This is a genomic window from Phenylobacterium sp. GW821-FHT12F10 (assembly GCF_058806695.1).
Genome location: NZ_JBXAPY010000002.1, coordinates 155,846 through 176,679, shown reverse-complemented (window position 1 = coordinate 176,679; position 20,834 = coordinate 155,846). Strand labels below are relative to the sequence as shown.

At 69.5% G+C, this 20,834-nt stretch carries 19 protein-coding genes; 7 read left to right on the top strand and 12 right to left on the bottom strand.

The window, feature by feature from the left end; genetic code table 11:
- Nucleotides 1-6 precede the first annotated feature (6 nt).
- From dctA to AC1RN5_RS13200, 7 genes are all read right to left on the bottom strand, one after another.
- Complete coding sequence (gene dctA, locus AC1RN5_RS13230; RefSeq protein WP_493041625.1) at nucleotides 7-1,275, bottom strand: C4-dicarboxylate transporter DctA; 1,269 nt, start codon at nucleotides 1,273-1,275, stop codon at nucleotides 7-9.
- Nucleotides 1,272-2,291: an amidohydrolase family protein gene (locus AC1RN5_RS13225; protein ID WP_493041624.1), complete on the bottom strand. Its 1,020-nt coding sequence runs from the start codon at nucleotides 2,289-2,291 to the stop codon at nucleotides 1,272-1,274. Before AC1RN5_RS13225 ends, dctA begins: the two co-directional genes overlap by 4 nt.
- A complete protein-coding gene (locus AC1RN5_RS13220; RefSeq protein WP_493041623.1) occupies nucleotides 2,288-3,154 on the bottom strand; it encodes a DUF1932 domain-containing protein in 867 nt (288 codons plus the stop codon). The genes AC1RN5_RS13225 and AC1RN5_RS13220 overlap by 4 nt, the downstream gene beginning before the upstream one ends.
- Entirely contained in the window at nucleotides 3,151-4,242 is a 1,092-nt protein-coding gene (locus AC1RN5_RS13215; protein WP_493041622.1) for a 4-oxalomesaconate tautomerase, read from the bottom strand. The genes AC1RN5_RS13220 and AC1RN5_RS13215 overlap by 4 nt, the downstream gene beginning before the upstream one ends.
- A gap of 5 nt (nucleotides 4,243-4,247) precedes the next feature.
- Complete coding sequence (locus tag AC1RN5_RS13210) at nucleotides 4,248-4,928, bottom strand: 4-carboxy-4-hydroxy-2-oxoadipate aldolase/oxaloacetate decarboxylase (RefSeq protein ID WP_493041621.1); 681 nt, start codon at nucleotides 4,926-4,928, stop codon at nucleotides 4,248-4,250.
- A 63-nt stretch (nucleotides 4,929-4,991) separates the two neighbouring features.
- Nucleotides 4,992-6,164 (bottom strand): 4-hydroxybenzoate 3-monooxygenase, encoded by a 1,173-nt coding sequence (pobA, locus tag AC1RN5_RS13205; protein ID WP_493041620.1) that lies wholly within the window; start codon nucleotides 6,162-6,164, stop codon nucleotides 4,992-4,994.
- A complete protein-coding gene (locus tag AC1RN5_RS13200; protein WP_493041619.1) occupies nucleotides 6,164-7,345 on the bottom strand; it encodes a cytochrome P450 in 1,182 nt (393 codons plus the stop codon). The genes pobA and AC1RN5_RS13200 overlap by 1 nt, the downstream gene beginning before the upstream one ends.
- Nucleotides 7,346-7,479: 134 nt before the next feature.
- Between AC1RN5_RS13200 and AC1RN5_RS13195 the strand changes: the two genes are divergently transcribed.
- The 5 genes from AC1RN5_RS13195 (at nucleotide 7,480) to AC1RN5_RS13175 (ending at nucleotide 12,904) form a co-directional block, all read left to right on the top strand.
- Nucleotides 7,480-9,033 (top strand): AMP-binding protein, encoded by a 1,554-nt coding sequence (locus AC1RN5_RS13195; protein ID WP_493041618.1) that lies wholly within the window; start codon nucleotides 7,480-7,482, stop codon nucleotides 9,031-9,033.
- Nucleotides 9,030-10,238 carry a thiolase family protein gene (locus AC1RN5_RS13190; RefSeq protein WP_493041617.1) on the top strand — a complete coding sequence of 403 codons (1,209 nt, stop codon included), beginning with the start codon at nucleotides 9,030-9,032 and terminating at the stop codon, nucleotides 10,236-10,238. The genes AC1RN5_RS13195 and AC1RN5_RS13190 overlap by 4 nt, the downstream gene beginning before the upstream one ends.
- A 62-nt stretch (nucleotides 10,239-10,300) precedes the next feature.
- On the top strand, nucleotides 10,301-10,966 hold the full coding sequence (locus tag AC1RN5_RS13185; protein ID WP_493041616.1) for a DUF969 domain-containing protein: 666 nt from the start codon (nucleotides 10,301-10,303) through the stop codon (nucleotides 10,964-10,966).
- The gene (locus AC1RN5_RS13180; RefSeq protein WP_493041615.1) at nucleotides 10,963-11,913 is read left to right on the top strand and encodes a DUF979 domain-containing protein; all 951 of its coding nucleotides are present in this window, start codon (nucleotides 10,963-10,965) and stop codon (nucleotides 11,911-11,913) included. Before AC1RN5_RS13185 ends, AC1RN5_RS13180 begins: the two co-directional genes overlap by 4 nt.
- Complete coding sequence (locus AC1RN5_RS13175; protein WP_493041614.1) at nucleotides 11,894-12,904, top strand: DUF2891 domain-containing protein; 1,011 nt, start codon at nucleotides 11,894-11,896, stop codon at nucleotides 12,902-12,904. The genes AC1RN5_RS13180 and AC1RN5_RS13175 overlap by 20 nt, the downstream gene beginning before the upstream one ends.
- Here the strand turns inward: AC1RN5_RS13175 and AC1RN5_RS13170 are convergent, their stop codons facing one another.
- The 3 genes from AC1RN5_RS13170 to AC1RN5_RS13160 form a co-directional block, all read right to left on the bottom strand.
- Nucleotides 12,905-13,867: a DUF4097 family beta strand repeat-containing protein gene (locus AC1RN5_RS13170; RefSeq protein WP_493041613.1), complete on the bottom strand. Its 963-nt coding sequence runs from the start codon at nucleotides 13,865-13,867 to the stop codon at nucleotides 12,905-12,907.
- On the bottom strand, nucleotides 13,864-14,349 hold the full coding sequence (locus tag AC1RN5_RS13165) for a hypothetical protein (RefSeq protein WP_493041612.1): 486 nt from the start codon (nucleotides 14,347-14,349) through the stop codon (nucleotides 13,864-13,866). Before AC1RN5_RS13165 ends, AC1RN5_RS13170 begins: the two co-directional genes overlap by 4 nt.
- Before the next feature lie 114 nt (nucleotides 14,350-14,463).
- Entirely contained in the window at nucleotides 14,464-14,943 is a 480-nt protein-coding gene (locus AC1RN5_RS13160; RefSeq protein ID WP_493041611.1) for a MarR family winged helix-turn-helix transcriptional regulator, read from the bottom strand.
- Between the two features lie 225 nt (nucleotides 14,944-15,168).
- Between AC1RN5_RS13160 and AC1RN5_RS13155 the strand changes: the two genes are divergently transcribed.
- Nucleotides 15,169-16,239 carry a sensor histidine kinase gene (locus tag AC1RN5_RS13155; protein WP_493041610.1) on the top strand — a complete coding sequence of 357 codons (1,071 nt, stop codon included), beginning with the start codon at nucleotides 15,169-15,171 and terminating at the stop codon, nucleotides 16,237-16,239.
- 3 nt (nucleotides 16,240-16,242) lie between these two features.
- Here AC1RN5_RS13155 and AC1RN5_RS13150 read toward each other — a convergent pair whose 3' ends face one another.
- Together AC1RN5_RS13150 and dctP are read right to left on the bottom strand one after the other, a co-directional pair.
- Nucleotides 16,243-18,348, bottom strand: a complete 2,106-nt coding sequence (locus AC1RN5_RS13150) for a 3-hydroxyacyl-CoA dehydrogenase NAD-binding domain-containing protein (RefSeq protein WP_493041609.1) — start codon at nucleotides 18,346-18,348, stop codon at nucleotides 16,243-16,245.
- Between the two features lie 74 nt (nucleotides 18,349-18,422).
- Complete coding sequence (gene dctP, locus AC1RN5_RS13145) at nucleotides 18,423-19,460, bottom strand: TRAP transporter substrate-binding protein DctP (protein ID WP_493041608.1); 1,038 nt, start codon at nucleotides 19,458-19,460, stop codon at nucleotides 18,423-18,425.
- A gap of 126 nt (nucleotides 19,461-19,586) precedes the next feature.
- Here dctP and AC1RN5_RS13140 point away from each other — a divergent pair, with 126 nt between their 5' ends.
- On the top strand, nucleotides 19,587-20,786 hold the full coding sequence (locus AC1RN5_RS13140) for a CaiB/BaiF CoA transferase family protein (protein ID WP_493041607.1): 1,200 nt from the start codon (nucleotides 19,587-19,589) through the stop codon (nucleotides 20,784-20,786).
- The last annotated feature ends 48 nt before the right edge of the window (nucleotides 20,787-20,834 follow it).

Below are 20,834 nucleotides of genomic sequence, written 5' to 3'. Positions count from 1 at the left end.
TACGTCTTACTTACTAATTTCGAGGCGCGGTGAAAAGCCGATCTGTGGGTCCATGACCGAGCGGTCGATGGCCCCCTCCCACTGGCAGACCACGATGCTGGCGAGGGTGTTGCCCACCAGGTTCACGAAGGTCAGGGCCTCGGCCAGCAGCTTGTGGACCCCCAGGATCAGGGCGATGGCGGCCACCGGGATATGGCCCACCGTGCCCAGGGTGGCGGCCAGCGCCACGAAGGCCGCGCCGGGCACGGCGGCGGCGCCCTTGGAGGTCAGCATCATCACCCCGATCATCCCGGCCTGCTGGGCGAGCGTCATGGGGGTGTTGGTGGCCTGGGCCAGGAAGATCACCGCCGTCGCCAGATAGAGGCAGGTGCCATCCAGGTTGAAGGAATAGCCGGTCGGCACCACCAGCCCGACGACGCCCTCGTCGCAGCCGAGGCCCTTGAGCTTCTGCATCACCCGGGGCAGCACCGCCTCGGTGGAGCCGGAGCCCGCCACGATGGCGATCTCCTCCTTCAGCAGGACCAGCAGCCGCAGGATGTTGACCCCCGCCGCCCAGGCGATGGTCCCCATGACCAGGAGGACGAAGACCAGGCAGACCCCCCAGAACTCCAGGATCAGCGCGCCCAGGGACATCAGCGCCGCCGACCCGAACTTGCCCACCGCAAACGCCATGGCGCCGAAGGCCCCGACAGGGGCGGCGCGCATGATGAAGCCGACGATGTTGAAGAAGACCTCGGAGACCCGCTCGATCAGGTCCAGCACCGGCCGGCCCCGCTCTCCGGTCAGCGCCAGGGCGAAGGCGAACAGCAGGGCCACGAACAGCACCTGCAGCACGTTGGGCTGGGTGAAGGCCGAGACGAAGGTGGTGGGGATGATCCCGGCCAGGAACGGCGGCACGGTCTGGGCCTCGGCCTGCCTGGCGTAGTCGGCCACCAGGCCGGTATCCAGCGCCGCCGGATCGATGTTCATCCCCGCGCCCGGCTGGAAGACATTGGCCGCGGTCATGGCGAAGACCAGGGCCAGCAGGGTCACGGCCAGGAAGTAGGCCAGGGCCTTGCCGGCCACCCGGCCCACCTTGGCGAAGTCGCCCATCCCGGCCACGCCGTGCACCACCGTGCAGAAGATCACCGGCGGGATGATCATCTTCACCAGGGCGATGAAGGCGTCGCCCAGGGGCTTCATGGCCGCCCCCAGCTCCGGGTGGAGGTGACCCAGCAGGGCGCCGGCCACGGTGGCGGCCAGCACCTGGACCCAGAGCTGGCCGATCCACTTCACGCCGCGGCCAGCCGCTTGGCGAGACGCGGGAACACGGTCTTGGCGTTGCCCTCGAAGATCGCCGTCTTGTCGGCGTCGGGGATGGCGCTGGCCTCGATGTAGCGCTTGGTGTCGTCGTAATACTGGCCGCTCTCGGGATCGACGCCGCGCACCGCGCCCACCATCTCCGAGCCGAACAGGATGTTCTTGGCCGGGATCACCTTCAGCAGCAGGTCGATCCCCGGCTGGTGATAGACGCAGGTGTCGAAGAAGACGTTGTTCATCACCAGCTCGGAGAGCGGCGGCCGCTTCATGTCCTGAGCCAGGCCCCGGTAGCGGCCCCAGTGATAGGGCACGGCCCCGCCGCCGTGCGGGATGATCATCCGCAGGGTCGGGAAGTCCTTGAACAGGTCACCCTGAATGAACTGCATGAAGGCCGTCGTGTCGGCGTTGATGTAGTGGGCCCCGGTGGCGTGGAAGGCCGGATTGCAGGAGGCCGAGACGTGGACCATGGCCGGAACGTCCAGCTCCACCATCTTCTCATAGAGCGGATACCAGTGGCGATCGGTGAGCGGCGGCGCCGTCCAGTGGCCGCCGGAGGGGTCGGGGTTCAGGTTGCAGCCGATGAAGCCCAGCTCGGTGACGCAGCGCTCCAGCTCGGCCACCGAATGGGCGGCCGGCACGCCGGGCGACTGGGGCAGCTGGCAGACGCCCACGAAGTTCTCCGGATAGAGCTCCACCACCCGGCCGATCAGGTCGTTGCACAGGCGTGACCACTGGAGGCTGACCGCCTCGTCCCCGATGTGGTGGGCCATGGCCGAGGCGCGGGGCGAGAAGATCGTGAGATCGGTGCCGCGTTCGCGCTGCAGCTTGAGCTGGGCGCCCTCCAGGCTCTCGCGGATCTCGTCGTCGGAGATGTTGGGCAGGGTCAGGCGGGCCAGCTGGTGGGCGTCGCAGTTGCAGGCGATCTGCCGCTCGCGGAATTCCTGGAGGGAGGCCGGCGCCGTCGTGTAGTGGCCATGGCAGTCGATGATCATGCCGTCTTCCTGATGATGTGGTCGAGCATGGCGCCCAGGTCGGTTTCGGTGTGGGCGGCCTTGAAGTCGGCGGCCCAGTCCTGCCGTTCTGCGATGGCGCGGCTCATCAGCGGGGAGACGTGGGCCTCCTCCACCGTGCGGGCGGCCTCGCGCATCTCCTCGGCCCGGCGCACGCCGTGCTCGAGGGAGCGGCTGATCATGTAGCGGGCCGTCGCCTCCCAGTCGGGCAGCGGCAGCAGGTCCGAGAGGGAGGCCAACACCGTGGCCTCGACCCCATAATGGCGGGCGGCCAGCATGGACTCGGTCAGCAGGGCCTCGATCCCCTTGATCATCACGCTGCGGCACATCTTGGTGGCCGAGGCCTGGCCGACCTGGTCGGAAAACACCTCCAGCCCGGAAAAGCCCAGGGGCCGGGCGAGGTCGGCGAAGGCCTGGGCGTACGGACCGCCCAGCAGCATGGGGGAACCCAGGCGCCTGGGCGGGAACGGGGCCATGACCGCGGCCTCGACATAGCGGCCGCCGGCCCCGTCGATGATCGCCGCCGAGGCCTGTTTCATGCCCGGCGAGGCGGAGTTGAGATCGAGGAAGAAGCAGCCCTCGGCGAGGGCTCCGGCCACCGAGCGGGCCGCCTCGACGTCCTGGGCGGCGGTCACCGCGCTGATCACCAACTCGGCGCCGGCGACGGCCTGCGCCGCCGTCCCGCAGTCGCGGACGGCGTGGCGCGGCAGGGCGCGGCTGGGCAGGCTTTCCGGATCGGCGAACAGCAGGTCATAGGCCGACAGCTCGGCCGCGCCGCCCGCCGCCAGGTCCTGCGCCAGGATCTGGCCGACCTCGCCGAACCCGATGAGGCAGATCCGGGTCATTTGCCGCCCCAGACGCTGGCCGGCACATAGACCTCGCCGGACATCAGCCTGCGGGCGGTGCGCAGCAGGGCCGAGCGCTTGACGCTGACCACGCCGTCCACCACGGCCACGTCCATGGCCACCGTGAAGAAGCCGGTGGGGTGCTCCACCTCCAGCTCCTTGACCGCCTCGACATCGGCGATTCCGGCCACCTCGGCGGCCACCGATCCGGGGACCACGCAGGCGGTCGCGACGCTGACCGCGCCGAACACGCCGATGGCCTCGTGGACCCGGTGCGGGATGAAGTTCCGGGTGCAGATGATTCCACCGTGCTGGGGCGGCGCCACCAGGCACATCTTGGGCACGGTCTTCTTGGCCACGTCGCCCAGGTTCATCATCGGCCCGACCTGAAGCCGGATCGCCTCGACCCGCGCCTTGAGATCGAGGTCGGCCTCCAGCTCTTCTGGGCTCTCATAGCCGGTCTTGCCGAAATCGGCGGCGCGCATGACGACGACGGGCATGCCGTTGTCGATGGCGGTCAGCTCGATCCCGTCGATCACGTCGCGGGCATGGCCGGTGGGCAGCAGGGCCCCACAGCTGGAGCCCGCCACGTCGAGGAAGTCGGTGGGGATCGGCGCGGCCGTCCCCGGCACCCCGTCGATGCGGGCCTCGCCGTCATAACGCACCACCCCGCCGGGGGTCTGGATCGCGGCCACGGCGATGGCGCCGGTATTGACCATGTGGATGCGGACCTCGGTCACCCCGTCCCTGGCTGGAAACAGGCCGGTCTCGATGGCGAAGGGGCCGACCCCGGCCAGCAGGTTGCCGCAGTTCTGGCCCGGATCGACCCGGGGCTCGTCCACCACCACCTGGAGGAAGAGATAATCCACGTCGGCGTCGGGCCGGGTCGCCGGACCCACCACCGCCACCTTGCTGGTCAGCGGATGGGCGCCGCCCATGCCGTCGATCTCCCGGGGGTCGGGCGACCCCATGGCCGCCAGAAGCACGGCGTCGCGGGTGGCGGTGTCGGCGGGCAGGTCCTCGATGCGGAAATAGAGCCCCTTGGAGGTGCCCCCCCGCATGACCGTGCATGGGATGGCGGTCTGCATGCGCCTCAAGCCTCGTCGACCCAGACAAGGCCCTTTTCCGCCAGGCGTTCGCGCATTTTGTAGATATCCAACCCGAGTTCGCCCGCCGCCAGTCTCGCGCGCTTGTCGATCTCGTTGGCCTCGCGGACGCGGGCCTTCTCGGCCACCGAGGCCGCCAGCTCGCGGCGCACCACGCAGACCCCGTCATCGTCGGCCACGATCACGTCGCCCGGATGGATCAGGGCGCCGGCGCAAACCACCGGCGTGTTCACATTGCCGATCGTCTCCTTGACCGTCCCCTGCGCGAACACCGCCTTGGACCAGACCGGGAAGCCCATCTCGGTCAGGACCGCGATGTCGCGGACCCCGGCGTCGATGATCAGGCCGCGCACCCCGTGGGCCTGGAGCGAGGTGGCCAGCAGGTCGCCGAAATAGCCGTCCTCGCAGGGGCTGGTGGGGGAGACCACCAGGATGTCGCCGGGTCTGCACTGCTCCACCGCCACGTGGATCATCCAGTTGTCGCCGGGGGCGACCTCGCAGGTCACCGCGGAGCCGGCGATCTTGGCGGGCCGGTAGATGGGCCGTATGTAGGAGGCCAGCAGGCCGATCCGGCCCTGGGCCTCGTGGACCGTGGCGACGCCGTAATCGGCGAGCGCGTCGATGGCGGCGGAGTCCGCGCGCGGGATGTTTCGAACGACGAGCGCCATCTCTGGGTCCTACCTAATTCGTAATGTTTTATCTAGTTCGTACATTATGGACATTCCCGTCAATCAGTACGGCAAGCCCACGTAATTTTCAGCCACGGTCACCTGAGCGGCGTGCGAACTGACTATATAGTCTATTTCCGCGCGCTGCATCCGTCGGCCGAAGGCGTCCGTGTCCGGGAAGCGGTGGGTCAGGCCGGTGAACCACCAGGAGAACCGCTCGGCCTTCCACACGCGCGCCAGCGCCTTGGCGGAATAGGCCTCGATCCCGTCGCTGGAACCCTTGGCGTAGAAGGCGATCAGGGCCTCCGAAAGGTAGTGGACGTCCGAGGCCGCCAGGTTCAGGCCCTTGGCGCCGGTGGGGGGCACGATGTGGGCCGCGTCGCCGGCCAGGAACAGCCGGCCCCAGCGCATGGGCTCGGCCACGAAGCTGCGCAGGGGGGCGATGGACTTCTCGATGGACGGCCCGCGGGTCATCGAAGCCGCGGCCTTGGGACCCAGGCGCAGGGCCAGCTCGTCCCAGATCTTGTCGTCCGGCCAGTCCGCCAAGTCGGCGTCCACCGCGGTCTGGATGTAGTAACGGCTGCGGACGGCCGAGCGCATGGAGGCCAGGGCGAAGCCCCGCTCGTGGTTCGAATAGATCAGCTCGTGGTCGCAGGGCGGCACGTCGCCCAGGATGCCCAGCCAGCCGAAGGGATAGACTCGCTCGAAGCTCCTGAGCACCTCGGCGGGAATCGAGGGCCGGCTGACCCCGTGATAGCCGTCGCAGCCGGCCACGAAATCGCAGTCCAGCCGCTGGTCCTTCCCGTCCCTGACGTAGGTGACGAAGGGGGCGTCGGTATCGAGATCGTGCAGGGCCACGCCCTCGGCCTCGAAGACCACCGGGGTTCCACGCGCGGCGGCGGCGTCGTTGAGGTCCTTGGTCACCTCGGTCTGGCCATAGACCATCACCGTCGAGCCGCCGGTCAGGCCCTTCAGATCGATGCGGTGGACCTCGCCGTCGACGGCGAGGGCGAAGCCGTCATGGATCAGGCCCTCGCGCTTCATCCGCGCATCCACGCCCACCTGCTCGAGCAGGCGCACGGCGCCCATCTCCAGCACCCCGGCCCGGATGCGGGCCTCGACATAGTCGCGGCTGCGTTGCTCCAGCACGACGCTCTCGATCCCGGCGACGTGCAGCAATTGCTGCAGCAGCAGGCCGGCGGGACCGCCTCCGATGATGGCGACCTGGGTGCGCATTAGACCTCGAACCTCAAGGGCGCGTTCAACGCGCCGATTTCAGGGAAGCGGGTGGGCTTGATCTCGCCGGCCAGGTCGAATCGCCTGGTCCGCGCCAGCAGTTCCTCCAGCGCCACCCGCAGTTCCACCCGCGCCAGGGCCGAGCCGGCGCAGGCGTGGGGGCCCATGCCGAAGGCCAGGTGGCGGTTGATGTTGGGGCGGTCGAGGATGAACTGGTCGGGGTTCTCGAAGACCTCCTCGTCGCGGTTGGCCGAGGCGTAGACCAGGGCGATGGGTTCGCCGGGGCAGATGGTCTGGCCGCGGATCTGGACCTCCTTGTTGGCGGTCCGCGCGAAGCCCCGATAGGGGGTGTAGAGCCGCAGATACTCCTCCACCGCCGCCGGGATCAGGGAGGGGTCGGCGCGCAGTTGCGACTGCAGGTCCTGGTTCCGCGAAAGGTGGACACAGATGGAGCCGATCATCACGGTCGGGGCGATGATTCCCACAACCAGGACTTGTCTTACCGTGCCGATGATCAACTCGTCGGGGAGGGGCTCGCCGTTGGCGCGGGCCGCCAGCAGGGCGCTGGTGGGGTCGACCTTCGGGTCCTGGGGGTTGGCCTTGCGCTCGGCGATCAGGTCGCGGGCCATGTCGTAGAGCTGCAGGGAGGTGACCTTGACCACGTCGTCGATGGCCGCCTGCACGGCTACATTATAGGCGCGGCCCACCTCGCTCAGGGAGGCGATCCCCTCCTCCGACAGGTTCATCCACTCGGCGAACACCCGGATCGGCAGGTGGCTGGAGAAGTCGGCGCAGATATCGGCCGAGCCCCGGGCGATCAGCGGATCCAGCAGGTCGATGGTGATGCGGCGGATGGTGGGCTCGAGCGCCTCGGCCTTGGCCTTGGTCAGCAGGGGGTCCAGCGCCTTGCGGTAGGGGGTGTGCTCGGGGGGGTCCAGGTGCAGGGGCGGACGCCGCCCGGTGAAGGCCACCTTGGGCACCACGTTCTGCACAGAGGTGATGAAGGTGTCGAAGCTGGAGGCCGCGTTGCGGACGTCGTCATACTTGGTGAGCGCCCAGAAGCCGCCCCAGGCCTCGGTGTGGGCGACGGGGCACCTGGCGCGCAGGTCGGCATAGATCGGATAGGGGCTGTCGAACGTCTCCGGAGCCAACGGATCGAAGTCGGAGGGTCGGTCAGTCATGGCGTTTCCCCGAAGACCCCTTTGCGCCGGGCCTTCTCAAGTAGTATGTGTTGCAAACAATTTGCCGGTTCGGTGGCCTCCCGTCCAGAGGCGGCGCAAAAAAGAGGTGGAAAGAGGTGAGGAAGGGGGAGGACATGGACGCGCAAGACGCCTGGCTGTCTCGGGATTTCATCTTCCGCCAGGCCAAGGTGCGGCCCGGCAAACTGGCGGCCCAGGCCCTGGCCAGCGGCCGCGCCCTCACCTATCGCGCCCTCGAGGCCGAGCTGCGGACCTGCGAGTCCTACCTGCGGGGGACCCTCAGCGGCCCCGGCGCACGGGTGGCGATCCTGGCCCGCAACTCGATCCACCACATCACCCTCTTCTACGCCTGCCCGCGGGCCGGCGCGGTGTTCCAGCCCCTGAACTGGCGGCTGGCGGGTCCGGAGCTGGCGGTCCTGCTGGAGGACGCCGCGCCCGAGCTGCTGATCTATGAGGCCGAGTTCGAGGCCGAGGCCCAGGCGGCCCTGGCCCAGGTCCCGGTGGCGCGCGTCCTGCGCCTCGCGCCCGGCGAGGACGCCTTCGCCGCGGCCCTGACCGGCGTGACCCCGGTCGGCGAGCCCGGCCGCATCGACCCGGCCGCGCCCTCCATGCTGCTCTACACCTCGGGCACCACCGGCCGGCCCAAGGGGGTGATCGTCACCCCGAAGACCGCCTTCCATTCGGCCATGAACTACAGCCAGGTGGGCGAGCTCTGCGCCGACCACGCCATGCTCTGCGACGTGCCCCTGTTCCACGTGGTGGGGCTGCTGGCCATCCTGCACGGCAGCTTCTTCACCGGCGGCACGGTGCATCTGGCCGACCGCTTCATCCCGGCCGAGACCCTGCGCCGGCTTTCGGACCCCGGGCTCGGCGTCAGCCACTATTTCTGCGTGCCGCAGATGGCCCAGGCCCTGCTGGACGATCCCGGATTCGCCGGCGCCAATCTGGAGGGCCTGCGGCTGTTCACCGGCGGCGCCCCCATGCCCGCGCCGCTGACGCTCGCCCTGCTGGACGCCGGGGTGCGGCCCTCCAACGGCTACGGCATGAGCGAGAACGGCACCGTGCTGGGGGTTCCCCTGGACCCCGAGATCGCCCGGGCCAAGGTGGGGTCCGCCGGCGTCGCGGCGCCGGCCATCGAGGTGCGGCTGGTGGGCCGCGACGGCGTCGACGTGAAGCCCGGCGAGGCGGGGGAAGTCTGGCTGCGCGGCCCCTCGGTCATGCCCGGCTACTGGAACCAGCCCGAGGCGACGGCCAAGAGCTTCGCCCCCGGCGGATGGTTCAGGACCGCCGACGCGGCCCGTCAGGACGAGGACGGCTACTACTTCATCGTCGACCGCTGGAAGGACATGTACATCAGCGGCGGCGAGAACGTTTATCCCGCCGAGGTCGAGGCGGCGCTGGCCGACATGCCCCTGGTGGCCGAGGCCGCGGTGGTGGGCGTGCCCGATCCCCGCTGGGGCGAGGCCGGCTGCGCCTATGTGGTGCTGCGCCCCGGAAACGCCTGTGACATCGCCGCGGTCCTGGCGTGGTGCGACGGCCGGCTGGCCCGCTACAAGCGCCCGGCCCACGTCCGGTTCCTCGACGCCCTGCCCCGCACGGCGTCCGGCAAGATCCAGAAAGACATCCTTCGGCGGGCCTTCGCCGAGACCCAAACGGAGTCCCCATCGTGAGCTTTGATCGCGTCGAAATCCCCTATGGCGCCTACTGGTCGACCCCCTTCGCCAAGTGGCAGGGAAGCCTGCAGCACCTGCACGCCATGAAGTTCGCCGCCCATGTGGCCAAGGGCTGGCTGGCCGAGCGGGACATCGACCCCAAGAGCTTCGACACCGGCGTGTTCGGCATGACCAACACCCAGTACCAGTCCTTCTATGGCGCCCCCTGGCCGCTCTACGAGCTGGGCGCCACCCATACGCCGGGCCACATGATCAGCCAGGTCTGCGCCACCGGCGCCCGGGTGGTGTTCGCCGGCGCCTCGGAGGTCCAGCTGGGGCTGGCCGACCAGGCCCTGCTGATCGCGGCCGACCGCTGCTCCAACGGGCCGCACATCTACTATCCCGCGCCCAAGGGCCCCGGCGGCTATGGCCAGTCCGAGGACCAGGTCACCTACAACATGATGCACGACGCCATCGCCGGGCACTCCATGCTGGACACCGCCGAGAACGTGGCGCGCAAGTTCCAGATCACCAAGGAGGAGCAGGACGAGATCACCCTGCGCCGCTACGCCCAGTACCAGGACGCGCTCGCCGACGACCACGCCTTCCAGCGCCGCTACATGACCCTGCCCTTCTCGGTCCCGAAACATAACTTCAAGGGCGAGGACGGGGTGATGACGGGCGACGAGGGGGTGTTCGCCACCACCGCCGAGGGGCTGGCCAGGCTGAAACCCACCCAGGAGGGCGGCACCGTCACCTTCGGCAGCCAGACCCACCCGGCCGACGGCAATGTCGGCCTGATCCTCACCACCTCCGGCCGGGCCCAGGAGCTTTCCAAGGACCCGTCCATCAAGGTCACCCTGCGCGGCTTCGGCCAGTCCCGGGCCGACCTCAAGTTCATGCCCGAGGCGCCGATCCAGGCCAGCCAGCGGGCCCTGGACCATGCCGGCGTGAAGATCGGCGACATCGCCGCCATCAAGTCGCACAACCCCTTCGCCGTGAACGACCTGGCCTTCGCCAAGGCCATGGGGATCGATGTCATGGGGATGAACAACTACGGCTGCTCGCTAATCTGGGGCCACCCCCAGGGTCCCACCGGCCTGCGGGCCATCGTTGAGCTGATCGAGGAGCTGGCCATCAAGGGCGGCGGCCTCGGCCTCTTCCAGGGCTGCGCGGCCGGCGACAGTTCGATGGCCGTGGTGGTGGAGGTCTCCAGCCGCTAGCGCCGCTCGGCCTTTCGGTTACGACTTGTCCTTTGCGATGAGTCGGACCGGAGGCGGCGCGGATGCTGATCCTGTTGGGGGTGGCGGTGGTGGTGGCGGGCTTCGCCGCCGGCTTCAATCCGCTGCTGGTGGTGATGGTCTCGGCCGTGCTCACCGGCATGGCCGCGGGGCTGGCGCCTCTGGAGGTGCTGGCCGCCTTCGGCAAGGCCTTCAACGAGAACCGCTATGTCAGCGCCGCCCTGCTGGTCCTGCCGGTGATCGGGGTGCTGGAGCGGGCGGGCCTGCAGGAGCGGGCCCGGACCCTGATCGCGGGGTTCAAGTCGGTGACGCTGGGAAGGCTGCTGATCGGCTACCTGCTGTTCCGCCAGCTGACCGCCGCGCTCGGCCTGACCTCCATCGCCGGCCAGGCCCAGACCATCCGGCCCATAGTCGCCCCCATGGCCGAGGCGGCCGCGGAGGGCGAGGGCGGCGACCTGCCCGAGGAGACCCGCCAGAGGGTGCGGGCCATGGCCGCGGCCACCGACAATATCGGCCTGTTCTTCGGCGAGGACATCTTCCTGGCCATCGGCTCGATCCTGCTGATGGTGGGCTTCCTGGCCCAGAGCGGCATCGTCATCGAGCCCCTGCACCTGTCGGTCTGGGCCATCCCCACGGCCATCGTCGCCTTCCTGATCCACTCGGCGCGGCTGGTGCTCTTCGAGCGGAAGCTGAAGCGGGTCGCGCCATGATCAAGCTCGGCTTCGTCTACGTCCTGGCGGGCCTGGTCTTCGCCGCCTTCGCGGTGTTGAGCGCGCGGGACGCCAGCAACCCCAAGCGCTGGATGAACACCGGCTTCTGGGGCCTGTTCGCGGTCAGCTTCCTGGCCGGCGATTGGCTCGGCGACCTGGGCAACGGGGTGCTGGTGCTGTGCATGGCCCTGATCTCCGGCGTCGGCGGCCTGGGGCGCGGTGAGCCCGACGGGTCGCCCGAGGCCCGCAAGCTCTCGGCGGAGCGGTGGGGGAACAAGCTCTTCATCCCGGCCCTGGTGATCCCGGCCACGGTGCTGATCGGGACGCTCGTCCTGCAGCACGTCTCGGTCGGCGGGACGCCGCTGTTCCAGGCCAAGCAGGCCACGCTGATTTCACTCGCCCTGGGGGCGGTGCTGGCGGTGATCGCGGCCCTGGTCCTGCTGCGCCAGCCGATCCTCAGCCCGCTGCAGGAGGGCCGCCGCCTGATGGACACCGTCGGCTGGGCCGGCCTGCTGCCGCAGATGCTGGCGGCGCTGGGGGCGGTCTTCGCCCTGGCCGGCGTGGGCAAGGTGGTGGGCGACCTGGTGACCACCGCGATTCCCATGGACGGCCACCTGGCGGCGGTCGCCGTCTACTGCCTGGGCATGGCGCTCTTCACCATCATCATGGGCAACGCTTTCGCCGCCTTTCCGGTGATGACGGCCGGCGTCGGCCTGCCGTTCCTAATCGTGAAGTTCGGCGGCGACCCGGCGGTGGTCTGCGCCATCGGCATGCTCTCGGGGTTCTGCGGCACCCTGATGACGCCGCTGGCCGCCAACTTCAACATCGTCCCGGCGGCCCTGCTGGAGCTGAAGGATCGCCACGCGGTGATCCGCGCCCAGATCCCGACGGCCGCCCCCCTGCTGCTCGCCAACATGGTGCTGATGTATGTCCTCGCCTTCCGCTAGCCTGACCTCCGAGATCGCCTCCAGGTTCGCCGCCATCGCGCTGGGCCACGTCGAGCGCGAATATCCCAACAAGATGGATCACGTGCTGGACGGACCGCAGGACGCCGTCGGGCCCCGCGACCTGCACCCCATCTTCTTCGGCAGCTTCGACTGGCATTCCTGCGTCCACGGCTACTGGACCCTGGCCACCCTGCGCCGCCTGCATCCCGAGATCCCCGAGGCCAGGGCCATCGACGACCTGTTCGCCGGCGCCTTCACGCCGGAGAAGGTGGAGGCCGAGCGGGCCTATCTGGACCGCCCCTCCAGCCGGGGCTTCGAGCGGCCCTATGGCTGGGCCTGGCTGCTGATGCTGCAGGCCGAGCTGATGCGGCACGGCGACGAGACCTGGGCGCGGCGCCTGGCGCCCCTGGCCGAGGCCTTCGCCGACCGCTTCCGCGCCTTCCTGCCCAAGGCCACATATCCGGTGCGGACCGGGGTGCACAATTCGACGGCCTTCGCCCTGGCGCTGGCGGCCGACTACGCCAAGGCCACCCGGGATGCGGCCTTCGAGACCCTGCTGCGGGACACCGCGCGCGGCTGGTACGGCGCCGACCGCGACGCCGCGGCCTGGGAGCCGTCCGGCGACGACTTCCTGTCGCCGACCATGATGGAGGCCGAGGCCCTGCGCCGCCTGCTGCCGTCGACGGAGTTCCAGGCGTGGTTCGCCGCCTTCCTGCCCCACGCGGCCCAGGGCGCGCCGGCCAGCCTGTTCACCCCAGCCACGGTGAGCGACCGCACCGACGGCAAGATCGCTCATCTGGATGGTCTGAACCTCAGCCGCGCCTGGTGCTGGCGCGCGATCGCCCAGGGCCTGGACCCCGACGACCACCTGCGCGCCGTGGCCCACGAGGCCGCCGACCGCCACCTCGCGGCCAGCCTGCCCCACGTGGCCGGCGACTATATGGGCGAACACTGGCTGGCCAGCTTCGCCCTGCTGGCCCTGACGGCCTGATCAGGCTCTGCGCAGCACCACGTCGCCGGTCACCGCCTGGATGAACAACTCCACCTGCGGCTCGCCGGCCCGGGGCGCGTCGCTGGCGTCGAGGGCCGACTTCACATCCCCGGTGACCGTGGAGACGTCCAGATAGGCCGAGGAGCCCTGGGCCACGCCCACGACGATGTCGCCCGAGGCGGTCTTGGCCCGCACCCGGCCGTGGTCCACGCGGGTGACGGAGAGGTCCCCGGACCCCGCCGAGGCGTCCACCGTGTCGCCCGCCTGGCGGACCGTGACGTCCCCCGACCCGGTCACGGCCTTGAAGTCGCCGGTGATCTCGCCGGCCTCGATGTCGCCGGAGATGCTGGTGAGGTCGGCATGGCCGGCCCGCCGCACCTCGATGTCGCCCGACGCGGTCTTGGCCTTGAGCGCGCCCTCGATCTCACCGACCACGATGTCGCCGGAACCGGTGATGATCTCGGCGTCGCCGCCGATCCGCTTGGCGCTGACGTCGGCCGAGCCGCCCTTGGCCTCGCAGTCGCCGTCGACGGTCCCGAACTCGATATCGCCTGAGCCGGTCTGGACCTGGGCGCGGGCCACATGTTCCAGCTCGACGTCGCCCGAGCCACCGTGGGTGGAGACCCGGCCAAGCCGGCCCTTGGTCTCCACGTCGGCGGAGCCGGTGTGGACCAGGGCGTCGCTGCCGGTAGGCACGGTGATCACCGCCCGCACCCCGCCGCGAATCTGGAACAGCCGGCGCCGCGGTCGGGGCAGCAGGACGACGATCTCGTCGCCCCGCTGCTCCACCGTCGCCTGGTCGATGAGCTCCTGGGCGTGGGAGTCGCCCAGCATGGCGGTCAGCTCGACCGTCGTGGCGCCGGTCTCGGAGGCCAGGACGGTGACCCGTCCCTGCCAAAGCTCGACCCGCAGCTTGACGGGATCGGGGGTCTGGAAGCTGTGCATGGAAATCTCCCGGGTCATCGCGCCCATCCCTGGATGCGCTTGGACGAACGGTTGCGGCCCGGGGCTCCGGGTCCGATGGGGGCCGATCCGCCGGCCGCGGCGCGGGCGGCGTTGACCAGCCAGGTGTTCAGCGACTGGCCGCGTTGGCCGGCCAGTTCCTCGGCCCGGACCTTCAGGGTCTCGGGCAGGCGCAGGGTGATGCGGGTGACGGCGTCGTCCCCCTCCTCGTCGCCGGCCTCGACGACGGGGTGGGCCACGGCGGCGCCGGAGACCACGAAGACCGGCTCTCGGCCCTGCAGGCGCACGTCCACCACCGGACCGCCGAGCTCGGCGGTGATGTCGGCGGCGGCCTGGCTCAGCGCCTCCATCAGGGCGAGACGCACGGCCGGCTCCAGGGCCATGGCCAGGCGCTCGGCGGCGGCGCGGGTCGCCTCGCCCCCGGCCTCGGCGGCGTTGGTCAGGTCCTGACGCAGGGCGTCGACAAAGGGCTTGATGTCCATGGGCGTCAGTTAGACACCACTATGGTGTCACGTCAACACCATCTTGACGCAGACATGCGAAAGCCCGCCGCGCGGGGCGGCGGGCTTGCGGCAGTCCCGGGACTGCGGCGGCCGTCAGACCTGGTTGTGAATGCGGCTCAGGAAGCCCACCAGGGTCTTCAGCTCGGCCGGCGTGAAGCGGGCCTTGAAGCCTCGCTCATGCTCTTCGATGGCGCGCTTGGCGTCGGTCAGCATCGTCTGGCCCGCGTCGGTGAGATAGAGCTCCTGCCGTCGGCGATCCTCGGTGGAGCGGCGGCGGATCACGAAGCCCCGCTGCTCCAGGCGGTCGATCATGGCCATCATGGTGGCGCGGTCTGTGCCCAGGGTGGCGGCCAGGTCGACCTGGCTGACCGCGGGATTGGCGCCGATCAACTGCAGGGTGGCGCACTGCTTCTGGGTCAGGTCCAGCGCGGCCAGGGCGGTGGTGAAGTCCCGATAGACCGCCACATGGGCCAGACGCAGATGGAAGCCCAGCAGGTCTGGCAGGCCGTCCAGGTCCAGCTTGCCGGTGTTGGCCAGCCCCGGTTCGCCGGCGAGAAGTTCGATATCGCTCATGGATCAAGGATACCGAGGAAGCGACGCATCACAAACGATTGTTTGCAGTGCAGCGACGGCGGGCCGCAGGCGGCTGTTTGCGGACTGGTGACTATGGAGCGCACCCGACAGACAGAACCAGATCACGACATTGAAAGAGAAAGGGCCTACAGTCTCCGAATTGGCCTGCCTGCGCGGCCGATCGTGGAGATCCTGGCGATCAGGATCGGATAAATTCCCCGCCCTATGAAGCCTTCCCTCCAGGGAATCGAAGACGCCCAGACGCTGGCCCAGGCCATTGTCGACACGATTCATGAGCCGCTGCTGGTGCTCGACGCCCAGTTTCGCGTGCTGGCGGCCAGCCGGTCCTTCTACGAGATCTTCCAGGTCGACCCCGAGCACACCATGGGGCGGCTCCTCTATTCCCTGGGAGACGGCCAGTGGAACATCCCGGCCCTGCGGCTGCTGCTGGAGACCATCATCCCCGAGCACACGGCCATGGACGGGTTCGAGGTCGAGCACGACTTCCCCGGCCTGGGTCTGCGCACCATGCTGCTGAACGCCCGCAAGGTGATCTACCGGCGCAGTTCGGACACCACGATCCTGCTGGCCTTCACCGACATCACCGCCCGGCGGCTGATCGAGCGTGAGAAGGCCGAACTGTTGGAGCGCACCGAGGACCTGCTGGGACAGAAGCAGGTGCTGCTGCAGGAGATGCAGCACCGCGTGGCCAACAGCCTGCAGATCATCGCCAGCATCCTGATGCTCAAGGCCCGGGCGGTGACCTCCAAGGAGACCCGCGACCACCTGAAGGACGCCCACCAGCGGGTGATGTCGGTGGCCGAGGTCCAGGCCCACCTGCACGCCTCCGGCGGTCTCGACAAGATCGAGGTCGGGGCCTACCTCAGCAAGCTCTGCAACAGCCTGGCCGGCTCGATGATCGGCGAGGAGCAACCGATCGAGCTCGAGGTCACCGCGGACGACGGCCTGATCGGCTCGGACAAGGCCGTCAGCATCGGCCTCATCGTCACCGAGCTGGTGATCAACGCCGTCAAGTACGCCTTCCCCGACGCCAAGGCCGACGCCCAGATCCTGGTCTCCTTCGCCAGCGACGGGGAGGACTGGACCCTGACCGTCGCCGACAACGGCGTCGGCAAGGCGGCCGGTCCGGCGCGGACGAAGGCGGGCGGCCTGGGCACGGTCATCGTCGAGGCCCTGGTCAAGCAGCTCGAGGCGAAGATGGATGTCCGCAACGGGCCGGGCATGACCGTCTCGATCCGACGGGGCGCCATGACGACCGCGCCGCGGGCGGCCTGACGCCTACTTCCGGCGGGCGTCGTAGGCCTCGAAGCTGCCGCCCTCGCGGGCCAGCTTCACCAGCAGGCCGGCCGGCTTCCAGTAGTGGCCGAGCAGCCTGTGATAGTGCTCCACCCGCTCCAGCACATGGGCCAGACCGAGCGTGTCGCCGTAGAACATCGGCCCGCCCAGGTGGCGGGGGAAGCCATAGCCCGAGGTCCAGACCACATCGATGTCCTTGGCCCGGTAGGCGATCCCCTCGTCCAGCAGCTGGGCGCCGACATTCACCAGGGGCAGCATGCAGCGCTCCTGGATCTCGGCGTCGGTGATCTGGCGGGGGCTGATCTTCCGGTCGGCGGCGAGCTGGGCGATCAGGGCCTCGGTGGCCGGGTTCGGATGAGCGGTGCGGTCGCCGGCCTTATAGAGGAACACGCCCTCCCCGGTCTTCTGGCCGAACTTCCCCTGGGCGGCGAGCGCGTCGGAGACCGCGAAATAGGGGTCGGGCCGGGTCTGGTGCTTGAACAGCTCCTCGCGGACCTTGTAGCCCACGTCGACCCCGGCCATGTCGTTGACCTTGTTGGGACCCATGGCGAAGCCCAGGGCCTCGACGGCCGAGTCGATCTGGGCCGCGCCGGCGCCCTCCAGCAGCAGCTGCTCGGCCTCGCGGAAATAGCCCTCCTGCATCATCCGGTTGCCGATGAAGCCGAAGGCGTCGCCCGAGACCACGCCGATCTTCTTCAGCTTGCGGGCGATCTCCAGGCTGGTGACCAGGGTCTGGGAGGAGGTCGCCCCGCCGCGGACGATCTCCAGCAGGCGCATGACGTGGGCGGGCGAGAAGAAGTGCAGGCCTACCACCTTCTCCGGCCGGTTGGTGACCGAGGCCAGCTCCGTCACCGACAGGGTCGAGGTGTTGGAGCCGAGGATGGTGTGGGGCGGGCAGACCTTGTCCAGCTCCGCCAGGATCTTCTTCTTGAGGTCCATGTCCTCGAACACCGCCTCGATGACCACGTCGGCGTTCCTGGCGTTCTCCAGGCCCACGGCGCCGGTGATCAGGCCCATGCGCTGTTCGAGTTCGTCAGGCGTCATCCGGCCGCGCTGGACGGTGACCTCATAGTTGGCGCGCACCACGCCCAGGCCGCGGTCCAGGGCCGCCTGGCTGACGTCGATCAGCACGGTGGGCACGCCGGAATTGGCCAGGCTCATGGCGATGCCGCCGCCCATGGTGCCGGCGCCGACCACGGCCGCGGCGCGGATCGGTTCGGGGTCCATGGCCGGCAGGCCCGGGATCTTTCCCACCTCGCGCTCGGCGAAGAAGATGTGGCGCAGGGCCAGGCCCTCGCGGTCCTTCAGGGAGGCGCGGGAGATGACATCCTCGGCCTTCAGGCCCTCCGCCAGGGGCAGGGTCGTCGAGGCCTTGACGGCCTCCAGGGTGCGGAACTGGGTGGTGCGGCCCTTCAGGGCGCGGGCCTGGCTGGCCAGGTAGGCCTCGATCTCAGGCTCGGAGAAGCCGGTCGTGTCCACCGCGCGGTCGCCGGTGCGCCGCACGGGCGCGCCCTCGTCGGCCAGCCTCTGGGCGTAGGCGAGGCCGCCCTCCAGGGGCGAACCCTCGACGATGGCGTCGATGATCCCCAGCGCCTTGGCCTTGGCCGCGTCGATGGGCGCGCCGGCGATCATCATCTCCAGGGCGGGACGGGCGCCGATCAGGCGCGGCAGGCGCTGGGTTCCGCCGGCGCCGGGGACGATGCCGAGGGTGATCTCCGGCATGCCCATGCGGGCGTCGGCGATCGCCACGCGGTAGTGGCAGGCGAGCGCCGTCTCCAGCCCGCCGCCCATGGCCGTGCCGTGCAGGACGGCCACCACCGGCTTGGCCGAGGCCTCCAGCCGATCGAGGGTGTCGTAATAGGTGGGCGCCTCGATGGTCCCGTTCAGCTCGTTGAGGTCCGCGCCCGAAAGGAAGGTGCGGCCGGCGCAGGCCAGCAGGATCACCTTCACGGCCGAATCGGCCAGGGCCTTGTCCAGGCTCTTCCAGATCCCGTCGCGCACAGTCACGTCGATGGCGTTCACCGGGGGACGATCGACGAGGATCACGCCGACGTCGCCACGGACGTCGAAACTGACGGTGCTGCTCATAGGGGCTCCCCAGGGTCGCTTATTGTAAGTTAGGCAAATGATTTCACTTGCTGCCTAACACCAGGGCGCGGGGCCTAGCAAGCCTTGACCGGCATCCCCTGGGCGATCACCGCGCGGGCCTTGCGGTAGATGGCTTCCCCCGGCAGGCCGTACTCCGCCAGGCGCCGGGCGTTCCTCAGGGCCTCGGCGTCATAGGCCGCGTCGAAGCGGGCCTGCTCGGCCGGGTCGACGGGAACGATGGACATCCCCTCGGTGCGGGCCATGGCCATGCCCTCGGCCTCCGCCTTGCTGATCTCCCGGGCCAGGGCGGCCTCCCAGACCGGCGTGGCCTCGATCAGCACCTGGCGCAGGTCCGGACTGAGGGCGCGCCAACGCAGGTCGGAGATGGCCCGGGCCGGATAGGCGCCGCGGCTGACCTGCAGCAGGGAGAGATGCCGGGCCACCTCGTTGAAGTGCAGCGACTTCACGGCGTCGGCCGGCGCAACCACCCCGTCCACCACCCCCTTGGAGATGGCCGAATAGACCTCCCCCATGGGCATGGTGACGACGTCGACCCCCAGGGACTGGAGCACCGGCGTCAGCTCGCCGGGCGCCCGCAGGCGCAGGCCCCGAAGGTCGGCCAGGCCGCGGACAGGTTTGTCGCGGGTCAGCACATTGGGCAGGTTGCCCCCCTGCACCGCCAGGACGTGCACGCCCGCCATCTCCTGGTCGAAGATCGGGAAGGCCTGCTCCAGGCAGCGATAGACCGCCACCTGGTCCTCGATGGTCCGCACCCCGCCATAGAAGCCGGCCTGGGTCTTCATCACGTGCATGCCCGAGCGCATGTAGATGGGGGTGATCAGGGCGATGTCGGCCACCCCATGGCGCAGCTCGATGACACTCTGGTCGGAGCTGATCAGGGCCCCGCCCCAGAAGGGCTGGATCTTGATGCGGCCGCCCGACGCCCTCTCCACGTGCTTCATCCAGGTGATGTCGGCGCGGCTGAAGGGGTGGTTGGGGGAATAGGGCGAGGCGTATCTTAGCACCTCGACCCCACCGGCGGGCTTGGCCGGCGCGCAGGCGGCGAGCAGCATCAGGGCCACGACCGCGCCGATCAGCTTCCTGCCCGTCATCCTGGGTCTCCCTGCGCGCGGTTGGCCCGCGTCCGTCGGCCGCAATTTGGTTCAGGTCTCAATCGTTTGCAAATTAAACAATACGTGTCTAATCACCAATAACGACAAGACAGGGAGCGTAGCAGGATGTCCGGGCCTTTGGCGGGAATGACCGTGGTGGACCTCACCCACGTCATGGCCGGACCCTTCTGCACCCACGTGCTGGGCCTGCTGGGGGCGGAGATCATCAAGATCGAGCGCCCCGGCGAGGGCGACGTCTTCCGCCACTACGACCGCCGCCCCGAGTTCGTCGGCATGGCGCCAGCCTTCCAGACCGTCAACGTCGGCAAGAAGTCCATCACCCTGGACCTGAAGAATCCCGGCGCCGTCCAGGTGGTCCTCGACCTGATCGCCAAGGCCGACATCCTGGTGGAGAACTACCGCCCCGGCGTCCTGGCCAAGCTGGGCCTGGGCTACGAGCAGGCCAGGGCGGTCAATCCCGAGCTGATCTACTGCTCGCTCTCCGGCTATGGCCAGACCGGGCCGATGCGCGACAACCCGGCCTATGACCACATCGTCCAGGCCATCTGCGGGGTCATGTCCCTCACCGGCGATCCGCAGGGCGAGGTGGCCAAGGTCGGCTTCCCGATGATCGACACCTTCACCGGCTACGCCGGCGCCTTCGCCTGCCTGGCCGCGGTGCTGCAGCGGCTGCGGTTCGGGGGCGGGGGCCGCCACCTGGACGTGGCCATGTTGGACTCCTCCCTGATCCTGATGATCTCGATGATCGGGCCCTATCTGATCGCCGGGGACGAGCCGGCCCGGGTCGGCAATCGCGGCTTCAATCCCAGCCCCACGGCCGCCACCTTCCAGGCCAGCGACGGCCCCCTGCTGCTGGGCGCCAACACCCAGAAGCAGTTCGAGAAGATGTGCGCGGTCCTGGGCTGCGGCGAGCTGATCGCCGATCCCCGCTTCGCCGACCCCAACGCCCGGATCGACAACGAGGCGGCCCTGCTGGCGATCCTGCATCCCCTGTTCGCCAGCCGGACCGCCGAGGCCTGGGAGCTGGCCTTCAACGCCGCCGACGTCCCGGCCGGGGCGGTGCGCACCGTGCCGCAGATCGCCGACAACGCCCATGTGGCCAGCCGGTCCCTGCGGGCCGCCTTCGACCTGCCGGGCACGGACCGCCAGGCGGCGACCCTCAATCTCGGCTTCGATCTGGGCCGGCCGGAGGGCGACCGCGTCGCCCCGCCCCCGACGCTCGGTCAGCACACCGACGAGATTCTCAGGACCCTCGGCTATGACGACGCGCGCATCGCCGCCCTGAAGGCGGCCGGCGCGGTCTAGCCCACAGCAAGACGCCGCCCGCGCGAGGCGGGCGGCGCTGCAAGTTCC

Coding starts and splice junctions, on each gene's coding strand:
- AC1RN5_RS13165 (WP_493041612.1), bottom strand. CDS start 14,349: ATGGACATCAAGCCCTTTGTCGACGCCCTGCGTCAGGACCTGACCAAC.
- pobA (WP_493041620.1), bottom strand. CDS start 6,164: ATGCGCACCCAGGTCGCCATCATCGGAGGCGGTCCCGCCGGCCTGCTG.
- dctP (WP_493041608.1), bottom strand. CDS start 19,460: ATGACGGGCAGGAAGCTGATCGGCGCGGTCGTGGCCCTGATGCTGCTC.
- AC1RN5_RS13195 (WP_493041618.1), top strand. CDS start 7,480: ATGGACGCGCAAGACGCCTGGCTGTCTCGGGATTTCATCTTCCGCCAG.
- AC1RN5_RS13215 (WP_493041622.1), bottom strand. CDS start 4,242: ATGCAGACCGCCATCCCATGCACGGTCATGCGGGGGGGCACCTCCAAG.
- AC1RN5_RS13140 (WP_493041607.1), top strand. CDS start 19,587: ATGTCCGGGCCTTTGGCGGGAATGACCGTGGTGGACCTCACCCACGTC.
- AC1RN5_RS13220 (WP_493041623.1), bottom strand. CDS start 3,154: ATGACCCGGATCTGCCTCATCGGGTTCGGCGAGGTCGGCCAGATCCTG.
- AC1RN5_RS13175 (WP_493041614.1), top strand. CDS start 11,894: ATGTCCTCGCCTTCCGCTAGCCTGACCTCCGAGATCGCCTCCAGGTTC.
- AC1RN5_RS13180 (WP_493041615.1), top strand. CDS start 10,963: ATGATCAAGCTCGGCTTCGTCTACGTCCTGGCGGGCCTGGTCTTCGCC.
- AC1RN5_RS13185 (WP_493041616.1), top strand. CDS start 10,301: ATGCTGATCCTGTTGGGGGTGGCGGTGGTGGTGGCGGGCTTCGCCGCC.
- AC1RN5_RS13225 (WP_493041624.1), bottom strand. CDS start 2,291: ATGATCATCGACTGCCATGGCCACTACACGACGGCGCCGGCCTCCCTC.
- AC1RN5_RS13150 (WP_493041609.1), bottom strand. CDS start 18,348: ATGAGCAGCACCGTCAGTTTCGACGTCCGTGGCGACGTCGGCGTGATC.
- AC1RN5_RS13200 (WP_493041619.1), bottom strand. CDS start 7,345: ATGACTGACCGACCCTCCGACTTCGATCCGTTGGCTCCGGAGACGTTC.
- AC1RN5_RS13170 (WP_493041613.1), bottom strand. CDS start 13,867: ATGACCCGGGAGATTTCCATGCACAGCTTCCAGACCCCCGATCCCGTC.
- AC1RN5_RS13210 (WP_493041621.1), bottom strand. CDS start 4,928: ATGGCGCTCGTCGTTCGAAACATCCCGCGCGCGGACTCCGCCGCCATC.
- AC1RN5_RS13160 (WP_493041611.1), bottom strand. CDS start 14,943: ATGAGCGATATCGAACTTCTCGCCGGCGAACCGGGGCTGGCCAACACC.
- AC1RN5_RS13155 (WP_493041610.1), top strand. CDS start 15,169: ATGAAGCCTTCCCTCCAGGGAATCGAAGACGCCCAGACGCTGGCCCAG.